Origin of the sequence: Rothia sp. HMSC069C01 (assembly GCF_001814655.1) — a bacterium.
Classification (GTDB): domain Bacteria; phylum Actinomycetota; class Actinomycetes; order Actinomycetales; family Micrococcaceae; genus Rothia; species Rothia dentocariosa.
Genome location: NZ_KV817379.1, coordinates 199,317 through 222,739 on the forward strand (window position 1 = coordinate 199,317; position 23,423 = coordinate 222,739).

The following is a 23,423-nucleotide window of genomic DNA, read 5'->3' on the forward strand; positions in this document are numbered from 1 at the left end:
CGGGTCGGGGTCTACGAGACTTTCTCCAACGGCGCATACCGCAACAGCAAACGCTTCTCTTCGGAGGCAAAACGCACCTTCGCCACGGTCTTATCGCCGGTGCCTTCCAGAGCGAGAACTCGGCCCTCTCCAAACTTGGTGTGGCGCACCGTATCGCCCACCTTCAGCTGCGGAATTTCCTTGCCTTGATGCACCCGTGATCGGTTGCGCACCGCTCCGGATGCGCTGGCTGCGGCCGCCAAACCGTAGCTTGCCGAACCATTGACCTCAGCGGTTGATGGTTCACGGTTCGCTCGGGTGCGGGATTCATCGTATCCTGTGCCGTAGCCGCCCGTGCTGCGCCCGTCTAACCCGCGCCCATCAGCATTGCGCCCACCTCCGGAGCTGTATCCGCTCGCCCCGCGATAGCCGCCCTGCCCGTAGCCTCCATACCCGCTGGCACCGTTGGCGTATGCCCCCATCCCGGAGGCACCAAACCCGGCAAAACCGCCCAGGCGGCGCCACTCGATCAGCTCCTCGGGAATCTCTTCCAGGAAGGGTGAAGGCGGGTTGAACTGGCTCTTGCCCCACATCGTGCGGGTCTCAGAGCGGGTGATATAGAGCCGCTGCATCGCGCGCGTGAGCCCCACATAGGCAAGGCGGCGTTCCTCGCTCATCTCACCCTCGTCGGTCAGCGCCCGCTGATGCGGAAACAGCCCATGTTCCAGCCCGGTCAGGAAAACAACCGGGAACTCCAAACCTTTGGCGGTGTGCAGGGTCATCAGGGTAATCATGCCCTGCGCCTTCGCTTCTGCGGCCTCGGCGGCAATCTGCGCGGCGGACGGGGTCTGACCGTCGGCGGAGGCGCCTCGGGAGGGGATCGAGTCGGCATCAGCCACCAGCGAGACATGCTCTAAGAACTGTTCTAAGTCCGCGCCGGGGTTCTCCGCCTCAAACTCGACCATCGCATCCAGCAGCTCCGAGAGGTTTTCCACCCGGGATTCGTCCTGAATATCCTTAGATTCGCGCAGGGCGGCGAGATAGCCGGACTGTTCGAGTACCGCCTCTAGGGTTGTGGCGGCTGATTCGGTGCGCGCAATCTGGGCGAGATCGTCCATGAGCTTGACGAACTGAGCGTACTTTTTCACGGCGGCAGCGCCCAAACCCGGCACACTCCCTGGCTCGGCGGCAGCGGCACGGGCGGCGGCGAAGAAAGAAATTCGCTGTGCCGATGCGTGATCGGCAACCACGGTCTCAGATTTCGCACCGATACCGCGTTTAGGTTCGTTGAGAATACGCCGCACACTCACGTCGTCGTCCGGGTTTGAGAGGGCGCGCAGGTAGGCGAGCGCATCCTTAATTTCTTTGCGCTCGTAGAACCGAGTGCCGCCGACCACGCGGTACGGCAGTCCGGCGCGCATCAGGAGTTCTTCAAGGGCGCGGGATTGAGCATTGGTGCGGTAGAAAATCGCCACATCCGAGGGTTTGATGCCGTGTTCATCGGCAAGCCGGTCTATTTCTTGGGCGATGTAGCGTGCCTCCGCATGTTCGGATTCGGCGACGTACCCCACGATTTTGATGCCCTCCCCCGATGCCGTCCACAGCTTCTTGGGGCGGCGGTTGGGGTTGCGTTCAATCACGGCGTTCGCGGCAGAGAGAATGTTCTGCGTGGAACGGTAGTTCTGTTCCAGCAGAATAATGTGCGCATTGGGGTAGTCACTCTCGAAATCCGTAATATTGCGAATGTCAGCGCCGCGGAAGGCGTAAATCGACTGGTCTGAGTCGCCCACGACGGTCAGTTCGCCGGGCGGTGGAGCATCCGGGTACGGCCCCTGCTCGCGAGTGTTGCCCTGCGGATGCGCCCCCACCAACTCCCGCACGAGTGCGTACTGGGCGTGGTTGGTGTCTTGGTATTCGTCCACCAGAATATGCCGAAATTTGCGGCGATAATAGTTTGCGATTTCGGGGAACTTCTTGAGCAAAAACACGGTTTTGCCAATGAGGTCGTCAAAGTCGAGGGAGTTCGCGGCGCGAAGGCGCTGGGTATAGACGGTGTAAATCTGCGCGATAGTCTTTTCCCACGGGTTATTCGCGGCCGCCGCACTGTATTCTTCGGCGCTCACCAGCTCGTTTTTGAGGGCAGAAATCCTGTGCCCTACGGCCTTGGGAGCAAACTTTTTGGTGTCAAGGTTCAGCTCTTTGATAATGAGCGTGAGCAGGCGCTGCGAATCCGCCGAATCGTAGATCGTGAAGGTGGATTTGAGCCCGAGTGCCTTGGCTTCTCGGCGCAGCACGCGCACACAGAAACTATGGAAGGTGGAAATCCACATGTGCTGTGCACGCGGGCCGATCAGCGCTTGGATGCGCTCACGCATTTCCGCTGCAGCCTTGTTTGTGAAGGTGATGGCGAGAATCTGCCCGGGAGTCGCCCGCCCGGTTGCGAGCAGATGGGCGATGCGGTGCGTCAGCACGCGGGTTTTGCCAGACCCGGCCCCGGCGACGATCAGCAGGGGCGAGCCGGCGTGTAAAACAGCCTCGCGCTGCCGGTCGTTAAGCCCGTCGATCAGGGTTGCAGGGTCGATTGTGCTCAGCGAATAGGTGCGCTCCCCATAAGGATCTTCGGGATTGTACTCGCTTCCGTACCCGCCCACTCGGTAGGCGGGCGGCATGAACTCGCCGAGCGCATCCTCATGGGCGGTGACAGCTTGGGAGGTCACCGCTTCAGGGTTAAGCTCGGGCATAAAAGATTCGTGGGCGAAGGGGTCTTCTTCCGGTGCGGAGCTATCTTCCGGCGGAATATGGGCATCATATTCGGGATCGTAGGGCGGCTGCGTGTTTTCGAGATCGGCAAAGAGGGTATCTGCGGCAGGCTCAACGCCGGATGCGGAGTTGGTGGGTTCGCTCATGGTCTACCTCGCTGCCTAGAATACACGTTCGATATTCCATGCTACCGTATTTGCCCTCTCGCTCCCACCCATAGCGCCCGTTTGCCGCGCATAATTCGCTCTTAGCGGTACCCCGCCGCGCGGTGTAGACATGTTACGATGACCGGATGGATCAGGTCATCACTCCCGCTATTTGGTGCGACGGCACCGCCGACGAAGCAGCACAGTTCTATACTGGTGTTTTCCGCGATACATCCATTGCCGAGCAGGCGCCCGGGCTCACGGCGACGGTCAGCATCCACGGTTTCAGGCTCTCGCTCATCAACGGCGGTAACCAGTACGCGCCAAACCCGTCGATCAGCTGCATCCTGAACTTTGATCCGCTCTTATTCGGCGGAGAGGAACAGGCCCGAGCCTACCTTGATGAGCTCTATGAGCGGCTCAGCACCGGCGGCGTACTCATGGAGCTGGGTGAGTACCCCTTCTCCCCGCGCTACGCTTGGGTTCGTGACCGTTTCGGCATGACCTGGCAGCTCATGCTCACCGACCCGGACGGCGATCCGCGCCCCTTTGTTATCCCATCCTTCATGTTCGGCGGTACTAACCACGCTAATGCCGAGGAGGCCACCGACGCTTGGATCGCCCTGTTTGATAACTCCCGCCGCGGTGCTCTGTACCGTTACGAGGAAGGCGGACCGCTGGATGCGGGTACGGTCATGTTCACCGACTTTACCCTGCGCGGCACCTGGATAGCAGCCACGGACTCTGGGACCTTCCACGATTTCACTTTCACGCCCGGAGTCTCCATCATCGTCTCCTGCCGCGACCAAGAAGAGATCGACCGCTACTGGGCGGGGCTCTCTGCTGTGCCCGAGGCCGAGCGCTGCGGCTGGTGCGTCGACCGGTGGGGTGTCTCGTGGCAGATCGTCCCCTACAACATCGCCGAGCTCATGGCCGACGCCGCCACACGCGATAATATCCTGCACATGGGCAAGATCGACCTGGCCAAGCTATAACCCGCTGCACCACAGACTTCCTAATATAGAGGTATCAGCAAAACGAGCGATACCGCGCGGCAGAAGACCAAGAAGCCTGCCCCGTATATATACTCCACAGCATTCTTTTGGTAAAGGCTCCACGCTGACACAACCAGTCGCTCTGCGCAATAATGGAAGGTATGGGTCTATCACAAGGTCAGAAGAAACGCCTGTACGGCGAGCAGGCGCAGCAGGGGCAGAGCCGACCGCAGCCTGGGCGCAAACCCCAAGAGCATAAAATTCATGAGCTCAAACAGGTCATGGATGACCGTGCCGTGCGCGCGAACGCACCCGCCGAACAGCAGCGTTCGAAGACCTTTCTGTACGTGGCGGTCACGATCTCCCTGCTGTTGGGCGCCTATGTGGCGTTCTGGGTGCTGCCAAGCTACGGCAGGCTGGCGAACGCCCAAGTTCCCGACCTCTCCCCCGTCACCTCAACCGAAGCCCTATCTGCCTTCGCCTCCGGGCTGGGCAACAATCTGGGTGCGTATACGTATGCGCATCGTTCGGTGGGCATAGTTTTTGCGCTCTTTTTTGGGCTTTCGCTGGCGTTTCTGGCGTACACGTCACGCCTGCCGAAGGTGCTGCGGGCACTGTTCACGGCGGCTCCGGTGGGCTACCTGCTCGCGCACATTGCCACGATTTTTATGCTAGATGCAGCGCTCGCCGACCCCGCGCATCAGCCCGGCGCTCTGAACGTGCTGTTACCTGTGGATTGGGCGCTGCTGCTTCTGTCTCTGGCGGGTATCGCATACCAGCTGGTGCGCAGCATTAAGGATGCGGCCTCCACCTTTATCGCGGGCGGGCCAAACGCCGGGGCAGACGGTAAACCCGAAGAATAACTCCCCCTCGTCCTCACTGTATGAAAAAGGAACCCTAATTCACGATTAGGGTTCCTTTTTCATGGGAGGACTCATGCAGAGCCCCGCGCGGAAGACGAGATCAGCGTTGGCTAAACTTTTGACGAAGCTGATGGACTACTCGTGCTCTCCTCACCTTCCTCTTTAATCTGGGTAACGACCCCTAGAACCTCCCACACACCATGCTTGTACTCGGCAAGCAGACGTCCCGTAAACTTTTTGGTAACTTTAGCGCCGCCGGGCACAAGTTCTTCTGCGTTACCGTCATTGACCTCAAACGCACCATAGTCAACAGAAAAAGTGCGGTCCCACGAGTAGTACTCACCCTCAGAATCTGGCACTTCGGTATCTAGGGTGTATGTAAATTTAGCGTTATCAACCCACCGTTTACCGTTGCGTACTTTTTCGAGCTTTTCTTTGGTCTCTGGGTCTAAATAATAGTTCTGCTCCACTTTATCCATGTTGCTTTGCTGGATCAGAGAATAATCACCCGTATTAATCGCATACTCAACCGCCGCCACCGCGTAGGCAATACTGTCTCTCAGTCCTTTAGCGGATTTTTCGTTCATAGTCGACGGTTTCTTGGGTTTGGGGGTGTTTCTCTGAGCGTGTTCCTTGGTGGCGGGCTCAAAGGTACCCGACTTCTCGTATTCGAGCACGGATTCAAAGTTAATATCGCCCTTGTAGCTGCCGCTCATATCGATACTCGGGCTCGGGCTTGACGACGCTGAACGTGATGCCGACGAACTGGAGCTTGAAGAACTCGACGAGGAACTAGAGCTCGACGAGCTGGAAGAAGACGATGAACTAGAGGATGCGGGCGACGTCGCCTCAATCCCATTCACCTTGGGAGCACAGGCAGATAAAAATACGGCACCGGCGCTAGAGCCCAGAACCAGTAAGGCGGTTCGGCGATCGAACAGAGAAGACATGAGTAGAGTTCTCCTTATCGGAAGTGTAGGACAAATCGGTATATGTTTAAGTTTAGGCTTGCACTGCCCCTTTGCGCGGCACCGCGCACAAGTTCCCGTCATCATCAGCAATACTCGTCGCACAGGGGTATAGAGCAGTACAGCACGCACATTAGTAGTCCGAAAGGATAAACAGAGTCCTTCGGAGATAAATACCTTTACAGAGGCAAGGGCACTTACGTTTTAGCTCTTAGACTTCGGTTGATTGGCAACCGCGATGGTATTCCAGGTGCCATCACGATACTGCGCCGTCAGATTACCTATAAATTTATCGCGATATATCATGTCGTGGTCTTCGTCTGAATGGTACTCAACTTTGCCGTCAACAACCTCGAATTTACCGTACTCAACGATAAATTCACGATCCCATTTGTATTCGCCATCGCCTTCAAGCCGGGGACTCTCTTCGGTGAGCGTATACTCGATCGTAATATTATCCGGCCAGAATGTGCCTTCGCGGGTTTTATCGAGTCGTTCCTTCTCTTCCCTCAAGAAGTAATTGCGTTCTGGTTCCGACATAGAGCTTTGCTCCAGCAGGGAATAGTCGCCCGTGTTGTAGGCGTATTGCGTTGCGGCAACCGCAAACGCGATGCTCAGGTAGAGACCTTTGAGCGATTTCTCATCCGCACCGGCAGGTTTCTTGGGTTTAGGAACATTTTTTGCCGGATGCTCCTTCGTAGCGGGCTCATATATACCGGATTTCTCGTATTCCAGAACGGACTCAAAATCGATTTTTCCGCCATAGCTGCCGCTCATATCAATATCGGTTGCACCAGACTGCGATGATGAGGATTCTGGGCTTGATGAGGCGGAAGCTGACGAGGAGCTTACCGAGGATGAACTCGACGATGAAGAGCTTGAACTTGAAGAGGCACTCGGCGATGCATCAGACGACGATGCGCTCCCCGACCCGGAGCTTTCAGAGGTGGAATTACCACCGCACGCGCTCAGTAGTGCCGCACCGGCTCCGGTTCCGAACACGAACAATGCATTTCTGCGGGTAAAAATAGAAGACATCATTGCCTCTCATAGATATGTACGGGTATTTATCGGTCACTTTCAGAATAAGCGCATAGGGCTTCCTACTTCAGGATTTGCGGCAAAATGTTATGGAACCTTTATGTTCTACGCCCTCAACACGGGCAACGGCGCCCTGCAGATAAAATAAAACCCGCTTGATGCTCCTCCGCGAGGAAACTGCATCAAGCGGGTTCGCTACCCGTGCCCCCGAGACGATTCGAACGTCCGACACCTTCTTTAGGAGAGAAGTGCTCTATCCCCTGAGCTACGGGGGCAACTCGTTCCATTATACGGGCATCACACAGGTTTTAGCATCTTACACGCCCCTAGAATAGACGAGTGAGTATTTTTATTGACCCGCCCGTCTGGCCCGCGCACGGCACGGTCTTTTCGCACCTAATTTCTGACACTTCTCTGGCGGAACTTCACGATTTTGCGGCGAAAACCAACATAAGTCCGCGTGCCTTCGATGCCGACCACTACGACGTTCCCGCGTATCGGTACGAGGGGCTGGTTCGTGCCGGGGCGCGCGAGGTGAGCGGATCGCAGCTGACGCGCATCCTGATAGGCAGCGGGCTGCGGGTGCCGCTGCGGGAACGCCCTAATAAAATACGCCCGCGCCTCATGCGCGCCTGGGAGTCGTTGCTGCCCGGACACACGGAGCTGGGCGAAGATCTGCTGGCGCGTTACGAGCAGCCGCATCGGAAATACCACACGAGCGTGCATCTTTCGGAAATGCTCACCGCGCTCAAGACGCTTTACGAACGACACCACACCGCAACCCCGCGGGCGGTACTTCTGGCGGCATGGTTTCATGATGCCGTCTACGAGGCAAATCCCGGCGAAGACGAGGCGGCTAGTGCCGATCTAGCACGCACCACCCTCACTCCCCTGGCGAGTACTGGGTCCCTCACGAACCGCGAGGTTACCGCTATTGCGCACCTGATAGAGCTCACGGCTTCTCACCAACTAGCCGATGGTATTGAGGAATATACCTCCGGCGCACTTACCCGTGCCGATGCAGCATTCTTCCTTGATGCCGACCTTGCGATTCTCGCCGCCGATAGCCCGCGTTATACCCGCTATGTCGCTGGGGTTCGCGCCGAGTACGCCCATTACGCTCCGGACGCCTTCACTCGCGGCCGAGCGGCGATTCTGCAAGGTTTTCTGAACCGCACGGCGATCTATGCCTCAGACACCGCGCATCTTCTCTGGGATGCGCCCGCGCGTCTGAACCTCCGTACCGAGCTGGAGGGCTACCGCCCAGCGTTGAGCGAACAACCAACCAAGGAGGCACACTAAATTGTGCCCACCGATGAGCTATTCCTGCTCACTGCGGGGATTTTTTCGTGCCCTCGTTTTCTTGCGGTAGATCATACGGGCACTCACCATGCCGATAATAATGCCTATGCCGCCGACGACAGAAACCCACATGGCCGGGTTACCGAGCGGCAGCGCGACGAGCAAACCGATCACAATACCCGGAATCGCACCCGCCACCATGCCGATGGCAAGGTACTTAAATTCCTGGTCGGAGCTGTTCTTAGGGCTTTCAAACTGTGTTGGCATTCTTCTATGGTACCCGCATATCCTACCCCGCAAGAACGCATTTTCGCCTCACGCCTAGAGACGTATACGGGGCGTGCGCCTGATCGACCATCAGACGCACGCCCCGTATAACCTACCGAAAATAGCCTGAGGCGGGCTTAGTAGTACATGCCGTGGCGATAATCCCAGCTGAGGAATGAGTCGCTCAGATGGCGCATAATCTCTTCATAGTCCAGACCCTTACGAATCAGGGTGGGGGCGGGGGTCACGCCGCGTTCACCGTGCTGTTCGGGCACCAGGTTGCCCTCGGCATCGACCATTGAGACCATCACGCCCTGTTCGTGGCGTGTTTCGTCGGTCTTATCGGGTTGAATGGATTTCACGTATTCATCGCCGCGCACAATCACGTCTACGCCGTTCTCGATGCGGTCGCCAATGCCCGTCACGCGCCCCTTATTACCGATGCCCGAGGGGTTTGCTGAGCTCGCGAAGGTCAGTTTCCCTTCATTCTCCCAGAGGGCACGAACAATCTGTTCTGCGGGGGTACCAAAACGCACCACGAAGCAGCTGGTTGCGCGCGCATCGCGGGCAAGTTCCTTCGTCGTTTCATCCGGCAGGTACTTTTCAGCGTCTTCGCGCCAGGGCAGAATGCATCCTAAAAGAATGTCGTCATCCCAGTGTTTCCGATAGAATTCGCGGATTTCTGGGGTCATCTGGGCGAGTTTATCGAGCTGTTCTAAGGATGCGCACAGCACGACACCGGGCTTTTCGCGCTTGCGGAGCTTGGCATCAAATTTACGTTCGAGACCTTCGCCATCAGTAGCCATGAGGATATAGCCAACCTTTGTGGGGGCGACGATCAGGCCGCCGGTGCCTGAGAGGGTTGCTACAGCTGTCGGAGATGCCTCGCCCGTCCAGTCTTCGCGGATGGGAGTTGATGATGTATTTTCCATAGTTCAAGTATTGTACTCGCCCAGAAGACAAGGCAAGCCTATCTTTATATAGTCACATCATGAGATATTCACATGACCACGATGCGGTCTCTCCCGCGTTTTTCTGCCATAGAGCCGCGGTGTGAGGGCTTAAGCGCCTAGAATCTGCACGCAAGCCTTATGAGTGTGACACCACGTCTGACACCGAGCTCGAAAGGCATATATACCTTCCAGAGCACGCAAAGACGGCACCTATCCGATTGACGGGTGCCGTCTTTGTCTAAGTCTTCTCTATCTCAGATGAGATTAGAAAGCGGTGTAGTAACCATCGACAGGCATGTAACCATTGCCATCAACGGGGGTCAGCTGGGTACCCTGCGAGGGGTTCAGAGCGGAGACCATCTGGCCGTTACCCACGTAGATACCAACGTGGTTGTAACCGTTGGTGAACACGATGTCGCCAGGCTGGGGGTTCGCGGTTGCGCGAAGCTCAGTGGACATGGTGTAGGTGTAAGGAGTCAGCTTGATGCCCTGCTGAGCAAAGATGTAGGAGACGAAGCCGGAGCAGTCCCATGCACCGTAGGAGCGACCGCCCCAAACGTAACCGGTACCCTGAGCAGCCTTAGCTGCGGACACAATAGAATCACGGGTTGCGTTGTTGGTAGTGGGTGCAGGAGCCTGATCTGCTGCAGCAGCAGGTGCCTGTGCAGAAGTAGTCTCAACCTGTGCGGTCTGTTGTGCAGGTGCAACGTACTCGGTCTGCTGCTCAGCCTGAGGTGCAACGTAGGAAGTTGCGGGGGTCTGGTAGCTGCTGTAATCGTACTCGTAGCTGCTGTAGTCGTAGCTCAAGTCGGTTGCTGCAGGAACCTCAGCAAATGCGTTTGCGGGAATGTTGGAACCGATAACAGCAGCACCAGCAACAGCAACGATACCTGCGTTACGAACAATCTTCTTAGCCATTAGTAATATTCCTCCATTGCCTGACGAGGTAAGCTGTCGGGCGCGAGCATGGATTCACTCGGTCACTTGTGCGACTTAGCCCCTAGGCCTCTCCCCTAAGGAGAAACCAAAAAGTGGTTCCCCCGCTTCTGCCGTATATGGGTAGACGTTCCTTGAAGTGCTGGCAGAACTCGGCGGATTCACTCCAAGGGTGTCCTCTTACGATTAGGATTTGGACACAGAATGAGAATACACAGAAAACTCTCAGTTGTCACCTCTTGTCGCCACCTTTTTCACCCCAATAGTGTCAAATAGTCCGTAACACCGAGCTAGTAATACTTTACGAAAAGAACACTTGTTCTTCTAAAATAAGCCTCTGACTAGTAGTTTTATACAGCGTTCCGCGGATTTTAGGGGTTTTATCGGCACAAATATCCAGCATTCCCAGGTTTCTTTAAGGTTGATCCACATCTCTTAAAATTTTTTTCTGCGCGAACGTTAATTTTCTCCTGATAGTCGCACCGTAAAGTTTTGTCGTTTTACGGCAGCTTCCGCGCTATATCTGGGATGTATCCCCCAAAACCTGGTTTTGAACATCGCATCTGCAAAAGGCATATCCGGCATGGATGCACTATGACACGCTAAATTCTCGACGATACAGATATACCGTCCCGAAGAGTATAATCCGGCAGCCACCCCCTATATATTAAGGAGTAACCGCGGCTCACACCCGCTCACCCCCGAGATTTCAGGACATAACAGAACCGTGGAGCTCACCCTACGGTAAGCCCCACGGTCAATTATGAGATCTATACGGGAAGGCGCGCTATCAGCCGCCTTCTACAACCGCCCGGCTGGCGAACGATACATTCTTTAGAGTGCAGATGCGCGCTTGACCACAATAGCGTTCGCAACATCCAAATCCAGCGAGATAGAGGCGTCTTCGCCATCGGCACGCACAATTACATCGTTATTGTCGCCGCCGACCACAGACACCGAAGCACCAAAGGTAATACCGGCGTCGGCAAGCACCTTGAGCAGGTCAATATCCGTCTGGATAGATTCGGGGAAGCGTGAAATCGTGAAGCGATCCTCAGGTCCGGAATCACGGGCAGCAAGCGCCATAGGAACAGTACGTTCGTCGTTCTTTTCGCTGTCGATGCCGAGTTCTTCAAGACCGGGAATAGCGTTGCCGTAAGGAGAGAACTTAGGCTGATTGAGCATATCCAGAATGCGCCTCTCCACGTGATCGCTCATCACGTGCTCCCAGCGGCAAGCCTCATCATGTACATACTCGATATCCAGACCGATCACATCAGAGAGCAGACGCTCGGCAAGGCGGTGCTTACGCATAACCTCAACGGCCTTCTTGCGACCTTCATCGGTCAATTCGAGGTGACGGTCGGGCTCAACAGTGAGTAGTCCGTGCTTTTCCATACGCGCCACGGTCTGTGAGACGGTCGGACCGGAATGGTCTAAGCGTTCCGCAATACGCGCACGCATGGGGGTAATGCCCTCTTCCTCAAGTTCGAGGATGGTGCGCAGATACATCTCAGTGGTATCAATCAGATCGGTCATACCGTCTTATTCCCCTTATATACAACCTGCAGCCAAGCAAACGTAGCCTAGCCTTATATCGAACCTATATCTGAGTAACTATTATGTACCTTTTTAAGTAGTTTTGCCACGGATTACCCCGGCGCGTCGCTTGAAGCGAACTTTTCGCCTTAGAATCCATCTCGAAAATCGTTCCGAGTACATCCGCGAAAAGCAAAACTATCAAGGCGGCTCTCAGCAAAAGCTCACGCTAAACCTCTTCGGCATCCTCGGCGTCCTGCTGATCCTCAGCGGATGCGCCCGCCTCCTCAGCACCGTTGTTATCACGTTCACTGGCCTGCAGGCGATCCGCCCACGGCACCCATTCGGGGGCGAGAAGCGCATCATCACCGGGAATCAGACCGACCTCGCAGATAGTCGCGACCTTAGATCGAGGTGCCCGCGACAGAGTCGCAAACCAAAACCACCCGCGGTACCCCGGCAGCGTGCACTCAAAAAGATGTGTAGTCAAGCGCTCTTCTTCGCCGCGCAAATGATGCACCAGACCGATAGAGTTATGCGGTGCAACAGCTTCAACCCCGGTGAGTGCAATATCTTTTGCCTCCGCAAGAATATCGTCAACCTTCGTGGTGCGACGGCGCCTATGCGCAGGCCCCAGGGTGGGTTCCCCGGTAGGAAGTTCATCTTCCTTAACGACGAAAGGGTCATGCGCAGCTGCCGTTGTCTCGGCATCATGTTCAAGCGTGGGCACGGTAGATTCGTCGGGCTGTTGGTTCACCTGTTCAGACATACTACCTATTAAAGCATCTCCCAGCGCGATGACGGCGAGGAGTTCGTGTGATGTTTTCGTCCGTATGCGCCCATGTCAGACCCTAACCTGCGCAAACGCTGTGAATACTGCCCGTCACAGCGCAATATTGCGTTTTTCGGCGGGAGCAGGCCCATAAACCTGATACGGTTATGCCATGAGTAGCAAAAGCGTATCTTCCTCTGAGCCCGTAGAGGCCGCCGCTGCCCTTCCCTACACCCGAGCGATTCGCTGGCTAGGTGCGGGCGGCGGTATTCTAGCCGTAGTATGCGTAATATGCGGCGTCGTCATGCTCCTCATGAAATGGGCGGGGGCGCATCCGCCAGCGCTCATGAGTCAGATTCCGCTGATTCTGCTTCCGGTCGCTTTTCTTGCGCTCATGGTCAGTATTGTGCTGGCGGTTCTGCGCAGGCGAGCAAGCTAAGACGCGCATACCGGTACATAAGATTTTCCGATAATTTTTCTGGTGAAAGAAGAGTACACAATGTCTGCAGAAGCTAAACTGCTCGTCGTTGATGACGAGTTCAATATTCTAGAGCTTTTGGCTACATCCCTGCGGTTTGCGGGGTTTGAGGTTGTCACCGCCGGTAACGGTCGCGAAGCGATTGAAAAGGCGGAAAACGAACAGCCGGACCTCATCGTCCTCGACGTGATGATGCCCGGGATGGACGGCTTTGAGGTGACCCGTCGTCTGCGCGATGCGGGGCGCACGTACCCGGTGCTGTTCCTCACCGCGAAGGACGCCACCGAAGATAAGGTTGCCGGTCTGGGCGCGGGCGGTGACGACTACGTCACCAAGCCGTTCTCACTGGATGAGGTGATCGCCCGCATCCGCGCTATTCTGCGCCGGTCACGCAACGCCCAGGAAGAAGACGACGCGATTTTGCGCGTGGACGACCTGAGCCTGAACATTGACACCCATGAGGTGTTCCTGGGAGATGAGGAAATCGACCTCTCCCCCACCGAGTTCAACCTGCTGCACTACCTGATGCTCAACGCAAACCGTGTGCTCTCGAAGGCACAGATTCTCGACCACGTATGGGAGTACGACTTCAATGGCGATTCCTCCATTGTGGAGTCGTACATTTCGTACCTGCGCCGCAAGATTGATAACAATCGCGAAGGACACGAACCGCTCATTCACACCAAACGCGGTGTGGGCTACATGATTCGCGGTTCTCGGAGCTAGTATCTCGTGCCACTGAAACCTGTTGATCGTCTTCCTCACTCGCTGTCGCTGCGAACTCAGCTGGTGGTGGTGACCTCGGTGCTCATTGCGCTTGCCATCGCGGTCACCTCGCTCGTGGCGATTTCGGCACTGCGCGCCCAAATGGTACATCAGCTCGACGAAGAGATGAAGGCGAGCTCTTCCTCGCTCGTTTCCTCCGTCGGAACCTCGCAGACCCGGCAGGACGGGGCGGTCGGCTCGTACCGGGTCTATGTACTCGATCAGCACGGAAACGTGCTGCACTCGATTGCGGGAGCCGATCAACAGGCGGAAAACGAGCCGGTTCTGACCGGCTGGGACTCCGAAAAGGTCAAGAAATACCACGAAACCGGCACGACCGTAAACTCGCGGACAGGCTCTAACGACTGGCGTATTATGCCGATTTCTTTGGAGTCTTCAACCAACGGTCAGGCATCTTCAATGGTGATTGCCCTGCCGCTGAAGCAGACGAACCAGGTGGTCGCGTTGGTTGGGGTGCTGACCTTCGCGTTCGGGCTTGCCACACTTGCCGCTGCGATCGCGATGACCTGGGTGATTGTGACCCGTACCTTCGAGCCGCTGGCGCGTGTGGAGCAGACCGCCGCGAAGATTGCCGCCGGGGATCTCTCGCAGCGCATCGAGGATTACAACCCCAGCAACGAGATCGGCAACCTAGCGATCTCGCTGAATACTATGCTCGCGCAGATTGAGAGTTCGTTTAATGCGCAGGCGAAGTCAGAGGCGAAGATGCGCCGGTTCGTGGGAGACGCCTCGCACGAGCTGCGTACCCCGCTGGTGAGTATTCGCGGGTACTCCGAACTATACCGCCAGGGTGCCCTGCCCAATGACGAGGCCGTGGCAACCGCGATGGGGCGCATCGAGTCCGAGTCGAAACGCATGGGCCAGCTGGTGGAGGATCTGCTTACGCTGGCGCGCATCGACGAACGCCGCGAATCTAAACTCGCCCCCTTCGACCTGTTCCACCTGGCGGTTGATGCCAGCAACGACGCCTACGCAACGTCGCCGGATCGTGAAGTCTCGCTTGTGGGCCTTACCGACGATGTGGCCCCCACAAGTGCACCCGTGATCGGCGATGAATCGCGGATGCGCCAGGTGGTCGCCAATCTGCTCACCAACGCGATGCGCTACACCCCGGCGGGCACGCCCTTAGAAATCGCGGTTGGCGTGCGCGAAGATGTTCCCGGATACCCGCTCTCGGTTATTGAGGTGCGCGATCACGGCCCGGGTATTCACGGTGAAGACCGCGAGCGCGTGTTCGAGCGTTTCTACCGTACTGATACGTCGCGTTCGCGTGAGACTGGCGGCACCGGGCTGGGGCTGTCGATTGTGGCGGCGATTTTGGAGCAGCACGACGGTTCTGTGCATATTGAGGAAACGTCCGGAGGCGGTGCGACCTTTGTGATTAGCCTGCCGTTCTATCCGGCGCCGGTGATGACCGATAACGGCGTTTCGCAGTAGTCGCTGGGCGGGGGTATAGTTCGTCATAATTCGGCTGGTGCGGGTGAGAAACCGCATCCCATGCCGGTTTTAAGACGCTCTCAGACTGTGGATAACCGGTTTTTGTGTCCCGCGCGGGCAATTATCCACAGACAGTAAGGTTCGCGGGCGCATCGCGATGGGCGTTTCTCTAGGGTAGATGGTGAGCGCTGCACGGCACGAAATTCTACGGCAGAATTTCACGCGGCCGACAGCTTTCGAAAAAACCTTTACACCCTACCCAGGAGGAATATCATGGCACAGTTCGTCGTCGATTCAGAAACCATTGCGGCGAAGGCAGCCCAGGCTAAAACCCAGGTCGCTAACATTAGCGCCGAGGTTACCGGGATGACCGCATCCCTACAGGATTTGCAGGGTTCGTGGACGGGCTCGGCATCGACGAACTTTCAGGCGGTGCTTGATAATTGGCGCGGTACTCAGAAGCGTGTGGAAGAGTCGATTACCCAGATTAACGAGGCTCTTGACCGTGCGGGCGTGAACTATGCGGAGACTGAAAACGCGAACGCTGCGATGTTCGTGGGCTAGGTTCCAGAGTCGCACTATGTGCACTGAACTTTAACGAGATAGCACGCGGGGCTGCCGTGAAGGATTGATAGCGGACTTCACGGCAGCCCCGGTTTTTCTTAGGCGCAAATGATCTGGTGACGTCAGTTCCCGCGCGGACTGTACCGATTTATTCGGGCGATATGCGGTGCGGGCTTATGATGCGGTGGTCTCTTGCCTAAACCGCAGCCGCCACCCGTTCAGGGCTGCTGCCGTGTCGTAATGCCACAGGCTCGAACGATTGACCCGCCCGCGTGCCGTCTGCACTGCCGCCATGATGAGCACATTATGATCATCGACAACCTGCACGCCCTGTTTGGCGGGGCTGCCCTGCTGGGTGAAAGCGCGCGCACGGTACGCGATGGTGTCGGCACGGCTGACGGATCGACCGGTCGCGGTCACCCACACCAGACGCTCGTGCAGCAGCGCAGAAATCTCGGGTTCGCTCATGCTCCCGCCGCGCATCTCAAGTTCACGTTCGGCGTGCACGGCATCTTCGGGGTTCGGGGCGGAATGATCCGATTGTGCAGGTGCCGATGCAGCGGTTCCCGTGGGGTCGGGTGCAGGCTCTTCGGGCACGGCATTTTCCGTGACGCTTCCCTGAGAGTTGCTCTCCTGCTCGGTTTCCTCGAACTCTTCGCCTTCAAATTCTTCGTTCTCTTCGGCTTCTGATTCGGCGAGTTCCTGCTCGGCGAGCACTCGCTGCTGCGCCTGCGCCTCGCGCTCTGCGGCACGTGCGGAGGCTTCAGCAAGTTTCGTTTTCCGCTCCTGCACCGCCTGCGGATTGGGGGCGGCAATGGCAGATGCAGACTTGAGAATCCCGTTGAGTTTCAGGGAGTCGAACCCCTGGCGTGCGCGTTCCACCTCGGTTTCGGTGAAGTCTTCGAGGCTCAGGTGCGCATCCGCAGCGAGAGTATCGGGGTCTTGGGCGTGAGCATGGTTCTCGGTTTCACGAGTTTGGGCGGCTTGGGTGCTCGGGGCGCTCTGTTCACCTGCTGTATGCGGCGAGCCGGGAAACCCCGGACCGGTTTCGGGTTCTCGCCCCTCTTTGAAGGCCTGTGCGGCTGCGTTCGCACGGGAGTCTGCGGCCTCGTTCAGCTCGTGCCCAGCATGCCCCTTAACCCAGACCATCTCGTAGTCCCTGCCAGTGCTTGCGGCATCGAGCGCTTCGAGCAGGTCACGGTTCTGCACGGGTTTACCGTCGGCCTTTTTCCAGCCGCGTTTCTTCCACCCGGGCATCCACTGGGTGAGGGAGTTAATCACGTACTGGCTGTCGCAGTAGATCAGAAGTTTGCTCTCGGCACGATGGGCGGTCGCCTCAAACAGGTCGAGAACCGCCTTGATCTCGCCCATATTATTGGTACCGTGCTCCCAGCCCCCTGCCGCCCAGTGGTTCTCGTCAATGTACCATGCCCATCCGGCAGGTCCGGGATTACCAAGCGCGGAGCCATCAGCCGCCGCAATAATCTGATTCTGCATGCTCTCGACTTTACCTTACACACTCGTAAAGCGCAGAGTGTGGCGTCAGTTCATGAAGCTAGAGGTTTCGTCACGTCACGCAGGTTCCAGGCGGCGGGCGGGTAGACTTAGGGTATGACCATCCACTCTATATCTTCCGGGGATGCGGATGTTTCACGCACGCACATCAGTGTATTTACCCTGCCCACCCGCACCTTTACTGGCGGGTTAAGGTTTACGTGGCTTGACTATGTGGGCGAGGATGCTCGGCGCAAGGCGGCGTCGATACACAGCCCGTCGGCCTCTGTGAGTTACCTGGCGACTGAAGCTCTCATGCGGGCGTTGGCTGCGCCTCGGCTGGGTATTTCGGGGCGGAGTGCACGCACGATTACGGTGGATCGGTCATGTCGGCTCTGCACGAGCGGTAAACCGCACGGTAAGCCGCGCATTGCGGGCGTGAATTTCAATATGTCGCAGGTGCCTTCGCTGGCGGCGGGTGGTTTTTGTGCGCAGCAGCAGGTGGTTCTCGGCATTGATCTTGAGGCGGTTCAGGCCTCACTTTTCCCGGGTTTTGCACGGGTTGCGCTCACCGTCGATGAACGCGCCGCCTATGAGTCTCTGCCGCCAGGCCAGCAGCAGGCGGCGGGAGTTGCCATCTGGACCGCGAAGGAGGCAGTACTCAAGGCAACCGGGCACGGACTAAGTGTTTCACCGCAGACGGTGCAGATTGAGTGCGATGATGCGACCTTGGCGATGGTCAGCGCCCTGTGCGAACCGGCAAACCCGCTGGATGCGCCGGGCAGACAGGATCGCCCCTGCGAGCATGAGCTTTCGGTAAGTCCGCGGGTGAGTGTGCGTGCCACGCTCACTCTGCCCAAAGACTCAGATACGTCAGCAGAGGAAACGTCGGCGGGCGGTGAGGACGCCGATAAGCATCAGACCCCGAAAACCCGCGATATATCGGGCGAAAACGCCCGCGAGGGCGACGAGCGCTCGTTCTTTATCACCTGGTCGGTACTGACGCTCAGCCCGACAGCGCATCCAACGGCGGATACGGTGGGGCGGGCGGCGCATCCCGAACGGTTCCTGCTGGCGGTGGCAACCGAAGATACCGTTCCCGTAGTGGATGTGCACTCGGTCGCCACACCGCTGGATGTTAAGCGTCTGCTGGAACCGCCTGCGGCAGCGTATTAATGCCCAGAGCGCGCCCGAAACTACCCAGTTTCGTGCCGGTTTCGGTGTGTTCCAGCACCGGGTCTGACTCAGCCACAATGCCCGCGCCCGCATAGAGGATGGCGGTTTGCGCATCAACCTCAGCACAGCGCAGCACGAGCGCCCACTGACCGCTTCCGTCCGCGTTCATATAGCCGATGAGCCCACCAAAATAGTCGCGGCTAAACGGCTCAAGTTCGGCGATCATACGCCGCGCAGCCTCGGTGGGGGCGCCGCAAATCGCAGGGGTCGGGTGAATGGCGCGTGCACCATCCAGGCAGGTCATACCCTGCTTAAGCACACCCGAGATGGGGGTGCCCAAATGCCACAGCTGCGGGGTCTGCAGAAGCGAAGGCTCCTCAGGAATAGTGAGCTGGCGGGTCATAGGTTCCAGCTGCGCCCGAATATCAGCGATAACGGTCGCATGCTCGCCACGGTCCTTACGCGAAGCCATAAGCCGCTGCCCAAGAGCCTCATCCTCGGCGCTTCCATGCTCGGCAATGCGCGGCGCACTGCCCGCCAACGGGTGCGTTTTGAAAGCACTGCCTTCCCCGGTATCGGGTTCCGTACTGAAAATCAGCTCCGGCGAGGCACCCATCAGATATGGATGCTCCAACCCGCGGTGGTCCTGCGGCAGCTTAACGCTAAAAACAAACGTGTTGGGCTGCTGGGCGCGCAGGTTGTTATACACCCCTGCGAGATCGAGGGCACCCGGCGCATAATCGGCGCGCAGCAGGCGGGAAAGCACGACCTTATCCAGCTGATGCGCCTTCATACGCTCAACGGCGGTCGCCACCGCCTGCCGATACCCGGGGTTTTCGCGGCCCTCAATCTGCGTTGGCTCGGCGAGCGTAACCTCATGCTCGGGCACCGGAATGTCGTCGATCTGCAGGCGTGCGGGCACAAAGAGATGCGCGGGTGCGTTCGGGTCGAAAGGAATCAGACCGACCACGGCGGTACCGGCGGATTCGGCGGCGGCGCGCGCATCCTCAAGGGTGACCTGGCGCAGGGAACCGGCGGTACGCATCACGCGGGTTCCGGTGGCAAACATAAAATCAGGAAGATTATTGCTCACTGATAACGCCTTTCGGGTCTGTTAGAAGGTTGCGCCGCCATCGGCAACAATATTTTGCATGGTGATATGTCGTGAGGCATCGCTGATGAGGAAGGCATTCACCGCCGCAATATCGGCGGGTTCGGCGATGCGCCCGAGCGGAATTCCCAGGCGGAAGGTCTCAGGGCTGCCCGCCACGGGTAGGGCGCTGAGGTCTTCGCCGTTCCACGCGTCGGTCACCATGGGGGTGCGGGTGGTGCCGGGGCAGACCGTGTTCACGCGAATGCCATGGCGCGCCAGCTGCAGCCCAAAGGTTGACGATACCCGCACCGCTGAGGCTTTCGAGGCCCCGTAAGCACCGAACTCGGCGCGGGGCACGCGGGCGGCGTTGGAGGCAATCGTCACCAGCGAGCGCGTGTTCTCGGGTGATGTCTGCACCTGCTCAATCATAGCGCGCGCGAACTCACGCAGGCACAGGAAAACGCCGTCAGCATTGACCGCATGCAGCCGTTTCCAGTCTTCAAAAGAGGTGTCTAAGAGCGGTTTGCTGTGCACGATTCCCGCCGCCAAGACGGCGCCTTGGATAGGTTCATCCACTTCAGCGGCGGCACGTGCGAGCGCCCGCACCGATTCTTCGTCGCTCACGTTGACGGAGCGGTAGCGGAGGATGGCGTCGCCGTAGGCGGCGAATGATTCGTGCGGTTTTTCCGCCAGATCGGCGGCATACACCGAATAGTTATTCTTGATGAGTTCGTGCACGGTTGCCACGCCGATTCCGCCGTTTGCGCCGGTCACGATAACCCAGCTCATGCGCATACCTTTAGGAGTTCCGGTTCATCTGCTGTGACGAGGGCACCGGCGTTGATGTGCTTCAGCGCCTCGGCGGTGTTAAGCACGCGGGCGCATCGACCCGAGGCGTATTCACAGGCCATGCGGTGCTCTTTTTCGGTGAAGTCGGCGAGCGCATCCGTGACCATGAAGGGCTGAATATCGCGCATGAACGCTTCAAGGGCGGTGGTCAGGCAGCCGATATGTGCGTATATGCCGCCGATGATGAGCTGATCACGCCCGAGGTCTTTGAGCTGTTCTTCGAGCGGGGAACGCACGAAGGCGGAGTAGCGCCATTTGGTGAGCACGGTATCGGCTTCGGTAGGGGCGAGTTCGTCGAGAATTTGGGCGTTTTCGTCGTCCTGCAGGCCATCGCCCCAGAAATCGGTCAGCAGGCGCCTGTCGGCGGGATTCTGGCGGGGTGGTTGGGCGGTGTAGTAGACCGGGATGTTCGCCGCGTGTGCTGCATCTAGTAGGCGACGAATATTGGCAATGGCAATGTTGATTTGGGCGTCTGGGAGGGGTTGTCCGTCGCGTTCCAGCTCAAAGGCGCGCACGAAATAGCGCTGCATATCGTGCACGAGAAGCGCGGCACGCGCGGGATCGACCCGCCAGTTTACACGGTTTTGATGCTCCTGTTCGCGGTACGAATAGGGGGCAATCTTGGGTAGCGCCATATGATCTTCTCCTGCCATTGGGTTACAACAGCTTAGGGGGTTCTTAATAGAACGTTTGTCTGTCTGCAAGTACTATATTAGGTCATCCTTAGCTAACAGATATAGACACCCCGTAACTAAATGAGCTTCCCAACCCGCCGCCTCATCATGACAGCACGGGTTGGGAAGCTCACAGGCACCCCAAAGTCTCCTGTTATTTCAAATTCACAGGCACCGCATTCGCCAAAACCTCATTCAGGCCTTCAGTAATCGACGGGTGAGTGTAAATTTCATCACGTAGCTGCGATGCCGTAATATTGTGGCGCATTGCCAACGCCACGAGGTTGATAACCTCCATAGACTCGACCACCAACAGCTGAGCGCCGAGAATCTGGTCAGTCTCGGCATCAATCACGAACTTCATGATGCCGCGCGGGTTCTCCAGGGTCTTCGCACGCGGCATGGCGGCGATAGCGGCAACAGGCTTGGCGGCAACCTTGATGGTGTAACCGGCGGCGAGCGCATCACGCTCAGTCAGGCCGACGGACGAGAGCGGCGGGTTCATGTAGATGGTTGCGGCAACCGCCTGGCGATCCTTCGTGGAGCGGGAACCGTCACCGAGCAGCTGCGAGAGCACCACGCGGTAGTCGTCCAGGGAAATGTAGGTGAACTGCGGGCCGCCGTTGACGTCGCCGAGCGCAAAAATATTCGGTGCCGTGGTGCGCAGGTGCTCGTCGACAGCGGTTGCGCCGTGCTCGGTGGTTTCGATGCTCGTGTTCTCAAGCCCCAGCCCCTCGGTGGCGGGTTTGCGCCCGGTTGCAACCATCACGTAATCCACCTCAAGGTGCTTGGACGCACCCTCGGAGTCCAGGTAGTTCACGGTCACGGAGTCGGCGTTATCGGTAACGGTCTCTATGCGAACGCCCGCGTGAGCGGTAATGCCTTGGTCGGCGATAATCTCGCGTGCCGCCTGGGCGACATCGTCATCGTAACGCCCGAAAAGCGCGGGAGCGCCTTCAAGCAGGGTTACTTCGGTGCCGTAGGAGGAGAAAATACCGGCGAACTCGACACCAATAGGACCGCCGCCGATAATGCCCAGGCGCTTCGGGCGCGGGGTGAGCTTCTGCAGTTCGGTGGAGGTGAGCACGCGCTTCGATTCGCGGGCGCCCGGGATGGGCGGGATAGTCGCCACGGCACCGGTGTTGATGATAAAGCAGTCGGCGGTGACGACCAGTTTGTCCTCGCCCGCGGTGACCTCGACCTCGGTGTCTGAGAGGAACCGTGCGTGACCGTCAATGAGTTTGGCGGTGGCGTTCGATTCGAGGATTTCGCGGTTCTTCGCGCGCATGGCACCGGTGAGTTTGTCACGGAAAATCACGGCGCTCTCGTAGGCGGCGTTCGCAGCGTCGGCGTTGTGTTCGCCGCTGGCACGGAATTCGTCAGCCCGGTGCACAAGCGCCTTGGTGGGCACGCACCCGATATTGATGCAGGTGCCGCCGTACATGTTTGAGGACTGCTCGATCAGGGCAACGTTCTTGCCGGTTTTCGCGTAGGCGCCAGCAAGGGTTTTGCCGCCCTTGCCGAAGCCGATAACGACCATATCGAAGTGAAGGCGCGCGGTAGTCATAGTGTTCTCCCGGTGAAGTTTGAGGTGTTTATAATTCGTGTCTGGTGTTCCGGTAAACTTCAACGGGCGGCGTGTGGCATTTATTCCTGGTTTTTGCAAGAAAACATTAAGTTTTTTGACGCTGCGCTGGCGGGCCGTCTACCTTATCTTATGCAGCCTAAAAAGAGCCTTTATTTGAATAAAGCGGGATTTCCAACGCTTTATTCAAATAAAGGCTCTTTTTACACCCAGCAGCGGGGGTGTAAGCTACCGCGACACCACACTCACGCGCTCACGCTGATGATCCCCCGACTCAATAAGGTCAAGCACGGCGACCGCAAAATCCGCATAGCTGATTTCACTCTGCCCGGCGGCATTCATCGTCAGCACACCGCCTGCCAGCTGGTATTCAGAGGTCTTCCACCATATCAAGCTCATACGCGGTTTGCAGGTTCAGCCAAAACTGCGGTGTTGTGCCGAAGTATCGGGCAAGGCGCGCAGCTGTATCGGCTGTGATTCCTCGCTTGCCGTGCACGATCTCATTGATGCGCCGGGGCGGCACGCCAATTGCCACCGCCACCTTATTCTGGGTAATCCCAAACCCTTTAATGAAGTCTTCTAACAGGACTTCTCCGGGGTGAATTGGTGCAATTTTGTCAGTGATAGTCAACGATCTTTACCTCCTCAGGTCCTAAATCGGTCCACCTAAAACATATTCTCCACTGGCCATTATATTGCTGCACATTACGCATGAAACGGCGCGGTAACTGGCAGAAGTGCATCCCTTCCTGCGGGTTGCTTTGCG

23 protein-coding genes, 1 tRNA gene and 1 riboswitch are annotated in these 23,423 nt (G+C 57.7%); of the genes, 8 read left to right on the forward strand and 16 right to left on the reverse strand.

What is annotated here, in order from left to right; all coding sequences use genetic code 11:
- Positions 1–11: 11 nt before the first annotated feature.
- Positions 12–2,885 (reverse strand): ATP-dependent helicase, encoded by a 2,874-nt coding sequence (locus HMPREF2981_RS01450; protein ID WP_070660172.1) that lies wholly within the window; start codon positions 2,883–2,885, stop codon positions 12–14.
- A gap of 146 nt (positions 2,886–3,031) precedes the next feature.
- Here HMPREF2981_RS01450 and HMPREF2981_RS01455 point away from each other — a divergent pair, with 146 nt between their 5' ends.
- Positions 3,032–3,880, forward strand: coding sequence for a VOC family protein (locus HMPREF2981_RS01455; protein ID WP_070660175.1), 849 nt, complete (start codon positions 3,032–3,034; stop codon positions 3,878–3,880).
- A gap of 161 nt (positions 3,881–4,041) precedes the next feature.
- Positions 4,042–4,743: a TANK-binding kinase 1-binding protein (TBK1-binding protein 1) gene (locus HMPREF2981_RS01460; RefSeq protein ID WP_246825192.1), complete on the forward strand. Its 702-nt coding sequence runs from the start codon at positions 4,042–4,044 to the stop codon at positions 4,741–4,743.
- Positions 4,744–4,853: 110 nt separating this feature from the next.
- Here HMPREF2981_RS01460 and HMPREF2981_RS01465 read toward each other — a convergent pair whose 3' ends face one another.
- The 3 genes from HMPREF2981_RS01465 to HMPREF2981_RS01475 all read right to left on the reverse strand — a co-directional run bounded on the left by HMPREF2981_RS01465 (position 4,854) and on the right by HMPREF2981_RS01475 (position 7,027).
- The gene (locus HMPREF2981_RS01465; RefSeq protein ID WP_048754128.1) at positions 4,854–5,693 is read right to left on the reverse strand and encodes a DUF6318 family protein; all 840 of its coding nucleotides are present in this window, start codon (positions 5,691–5,693) and stop codon (positions 4,854–4,856) included.
- Positions 5,694–5,915: 222 nt separating this feature from the next.
- Positions 5,916–6,752 carry a DUF6318 family protein gene (locus tag HMPREF2981_RS01470; RefSeq protein ID WP_246825193.1) on the reverse strand — a complete coding sequence of 279 codons (837 nt, stop codon included), beginning with the start codon at positions 6,750–6,752 and terminating at the stop codon, positions 5,916–5,918.
- Between the two features lie 202 nt (positions 6,753–6,954).
- Positions 6,955–7,027: transfer RNA gene (locus HMPREF2981_RS01475), tRNA-Arg, on the reverse strand.
- A gap of 64 nt (positions 7,028–7,091) precedes the next feature.
- Between HMPREF2981_RS01475 and HMPREF2981_RS01480 the strand changes: the two genes are divergently transcribed.
- Positions 7,092–8,054, forward strand: a complete 963-nt coding sequence (locus tag HMPREF2981_RS01480) for a DUF4031 domain-containing protein (RefSeq protein ID WP_070660184.1) — start codon at positions 7,092–7,094, stop codon at positions 8,052–8,054.
- An 18-nt stretch (positions 8,055–8,072) separates the two neighbouring features.
- On the opposite strand, the gene HMPREF2981_RS01485 is transcribed toward HMPREF2981_RS01480, so the two are convergent.
- The 5 genes from HMPREF2981_RS01485 to HMPREF2981_RS01505 form a co-directional block, all read right to left on the reverse strand.
- Positions 8,073–8,321, reverse strand: a complete 249-nt coding sequence (locus HMPREF2981_RS01485; RefSeq protein WP_070660187.1) for a hypothetical protein — start codon at positions 8,319–8,321, stop codon at positions 8,073–8,075.
- 137 nt (positions 8,322–8,458) lie between these two features.
- Positions 8,459–9,253: an L-threonylcarbamoyladenylate synthase gene (locus HMPREF2981_RS01490; protein WP_070660189.1), complete on the reverse strand. Its 795-nt coding sequence runs from the start codon at positions 9,251–9,253 to the stop codon at positions 8,459–8,461.
- Positions 9,254–9,538: 285 nt separating this feature from the next.
- Positions 9,539–10,192 carry a C40 family peptidase gene (locus tag HMPREF2981_RS01495; RefSeq protein ID WP_070660191.1) on the reverse strand — a complete coding sequence of 218 codons (654 nt, stop codon included), beginning with the start codon at positions 10,190–10,192 and terminating at the stop codon, positions 9,539–9,541.
- Positions 10,193–10,194: 2 nt separating this feature from the next.
- A riboswitch (cyclic di-AMP (ydaO/yuaA leader) is annotated at positions 10,195–10,378 on the reverse strand.
- A gap of 666 nt (positions 10,379–11,044) precedes the next feature.
- Positions 11,045–11,749: an iron-dependent transcriptional repressor DtxR gene (locus tag HMPREF2981_RS01500; RefSeq protein ID WP_013397831.1), complete on the reverse strand. Its 705-nt coding sequence runs from the start codon at positions 11,747–11,749 to the stop codon at positions 11,045–11,047.
- 229 nt (positions 11,750–11,978) lie between these two features.
- Positions 11,979–12,518, reverse strand: coding sequence for a DUF3027 domain-containing protein (locus HMPREF2981_RS01505; RefSeq protein WP_239664661.1), 540 nt, complete (start codon positions 12,516–12,518; stop codon positions 11,979–11,981).
- Positions 12,519–12,693: 175 nt separating this feature from the next.
- Here HMPREF2981_RS01505 and HMPREF2981_RS01510 point away from each other — a divergent pair, with 175 nt between their 5' ends.
- From HMPREF2981_RS01510 to HMPREF2981_RS01525, 4 genes are all read left to right on the forward strand, one after another.
- Entirely contained in the window at positions 12,694–12,960 is a 267-nt protein-coding gene (locus HMPREF2981_RS01510; RefSeq protein WP_013397833.1) for a hypothetical protein, read from the forward strand.
- Positions 12,961–13,020: 60 nt separating this feature from the next.
- Positions 13,021–13,725, forward strand: a complete 705-nt coding sequence (locus tag HMPREF2981_RS01515) for a response regulator transcription factor (protein ID WP_013397834.1) — start codon at positions 13,021–13,023, stop codon at positions 13,723–13,725.
- 6 nt (positions 13,726–13,731) lie between these two features.
- Complete coding sequence (locus HMPREF2981_RS01520; protein WP_070660194.1) at positions 13,732–15,222, forward strand: sensor histidine kinase; 1,491 nt, start codon at positions 13,732–13,734, stop codon at positions 15,220–15,222.
- 273 nt (positions 15,223–15,495) lie between these two features.
- Positions 15,496–15,786 (forward strand): WXG100 family type VII secretion target, encoded by a 291-nt coding sequence (locus HMPREF2981_RS01525; RefSeq protein ID WP_004005567.1) that lies wholly within the window; start codon positions 15,496–15,498, stop codon positions 15,784–15,786.
- Positions 15,787–15,960: 174 nt separating this feature from the next.
- On the opposite strand, the gene HMPREF2981_RS01530 is transcribed toward HMPREF2981_RS01525, so the two are convergent.
- Positions 15,961–17,283 carry a ribonuclease H family protein gene (locus HMPREF2981_RS01530; RefSeq protein WP_070660197.1) on the reverse strand — a complete coding sequence of 441 codons (1,323 nt, stop codon included), beginning with the start codon at positions 17,281–17,283 and terminating at the stop codon, positions 15,961–15,963.
- A 114-nt stretch (positions 17,284–17,397) separates the two neighbouring features.
- On the opposite strand from HMPREF2981_RS01530, the gene HMPREF2981_RS01535 reads away from it, so the two are divergent.
- Positions 17,398–18,456, forward strand: coding sequence for a 4'-phosphopantetheinyl transferase family protein (locus tag HMPREF2981_RS01535; protein ID WP_070660199.1), 1,059 nt, complete (start codon positions 17,398–17,400; stop codon positions 18,454–18,456).
- Here the strand turns inward: HMPREF2981_RS01535 and HMPREF2981_RS01540 are convergent.
- The 6 genes from HMPREF2981_RS01540 to HMPREF2981_RS01560 form a co-directional block, all read right to left on the reverse strand.
- Positions 18,419–19,549, reverse strand: coding sequence for an isochorismate synthase (locus tag HMPREF2981_RS01540; RefSeq protein ID WP_070660202.1), 1,131 nt, complete (start codon positions 19,547–19,549; stop codon positions 18,419–18,421). The genes HMPREF2981_RS01535 and HMPREF2981_RS01540 overlap by 38 nt on opposite strands.
- Positions 19,550–19,570: 21 nt before the next feature.
- Entirely contained in the window at positions 19,571–20,338 is a 768-nt protein-coding gene (locus tag HMPREF2981_RS01545; RefSeq protein WP_070660204.1) for an SDR family oxidoreductase, read from the reverse strand.
- Positions 20,335–21,033 (reverse strand): isochorismatase family protein, encoded by a 699-nt coding sequence (locus HMPREF2981_RS01550; protein ID WP_070660207.1) that lies wholly within the window; start codon positions 21,031–21,033, stop codon positions 20,335–20,337. The genes HMPREF2981_RS01545 and HMPREF2981_RS01550 overlap by 4 nt, the downstream gene beginning before the upstream one ends.
- A 193-nt stretch (positions 21,034–21,226) precedes the next feature.
- A complete protein-coding gene (locus HMPREF2981_RS01555; RefSeq protein WP_070660210.1) occupies positions 21,227–22,639 on the reverse strand; it encodes an FAD-dependent oxidoreductase in 1,413 nt (470 codons plus the stop codon).
- 246 nt (positions 22,640–22,885) lie between these two features.
- The gene (locus HMPREF2981_RS10520) at positions 22,886–23,056 is read right to left on the reverse strand and encodes an NAD(P)-dependent oxidoreductase (RefSeq protein WP_246825194.1); all 171 of its coding nucleotides are present in this window, start codon (positions 23,054–23,056) and stop codon (positions 22,886–22,888) included.
- Positions 23,028–23,288 carry a HigA family addiction module antitoxin gene (locus HMPREF2981_RS01560; RefSeq protein ID WP_070660213.1) on the reverse strand — a complete coding sequence of 87 codons (261 nt, stop codon included), beginning with the start codon at positions 23,286–23,288 and terminating at the stop codon, positions 23,028–23,030. Before HMPREF2981_RS01560 ends, HMPREF2981_RS10520 begins: the two co-directional genes overlap by 29 nt.
- Positions 23,289–23,423: the final 135 nt, after the last annotated feature.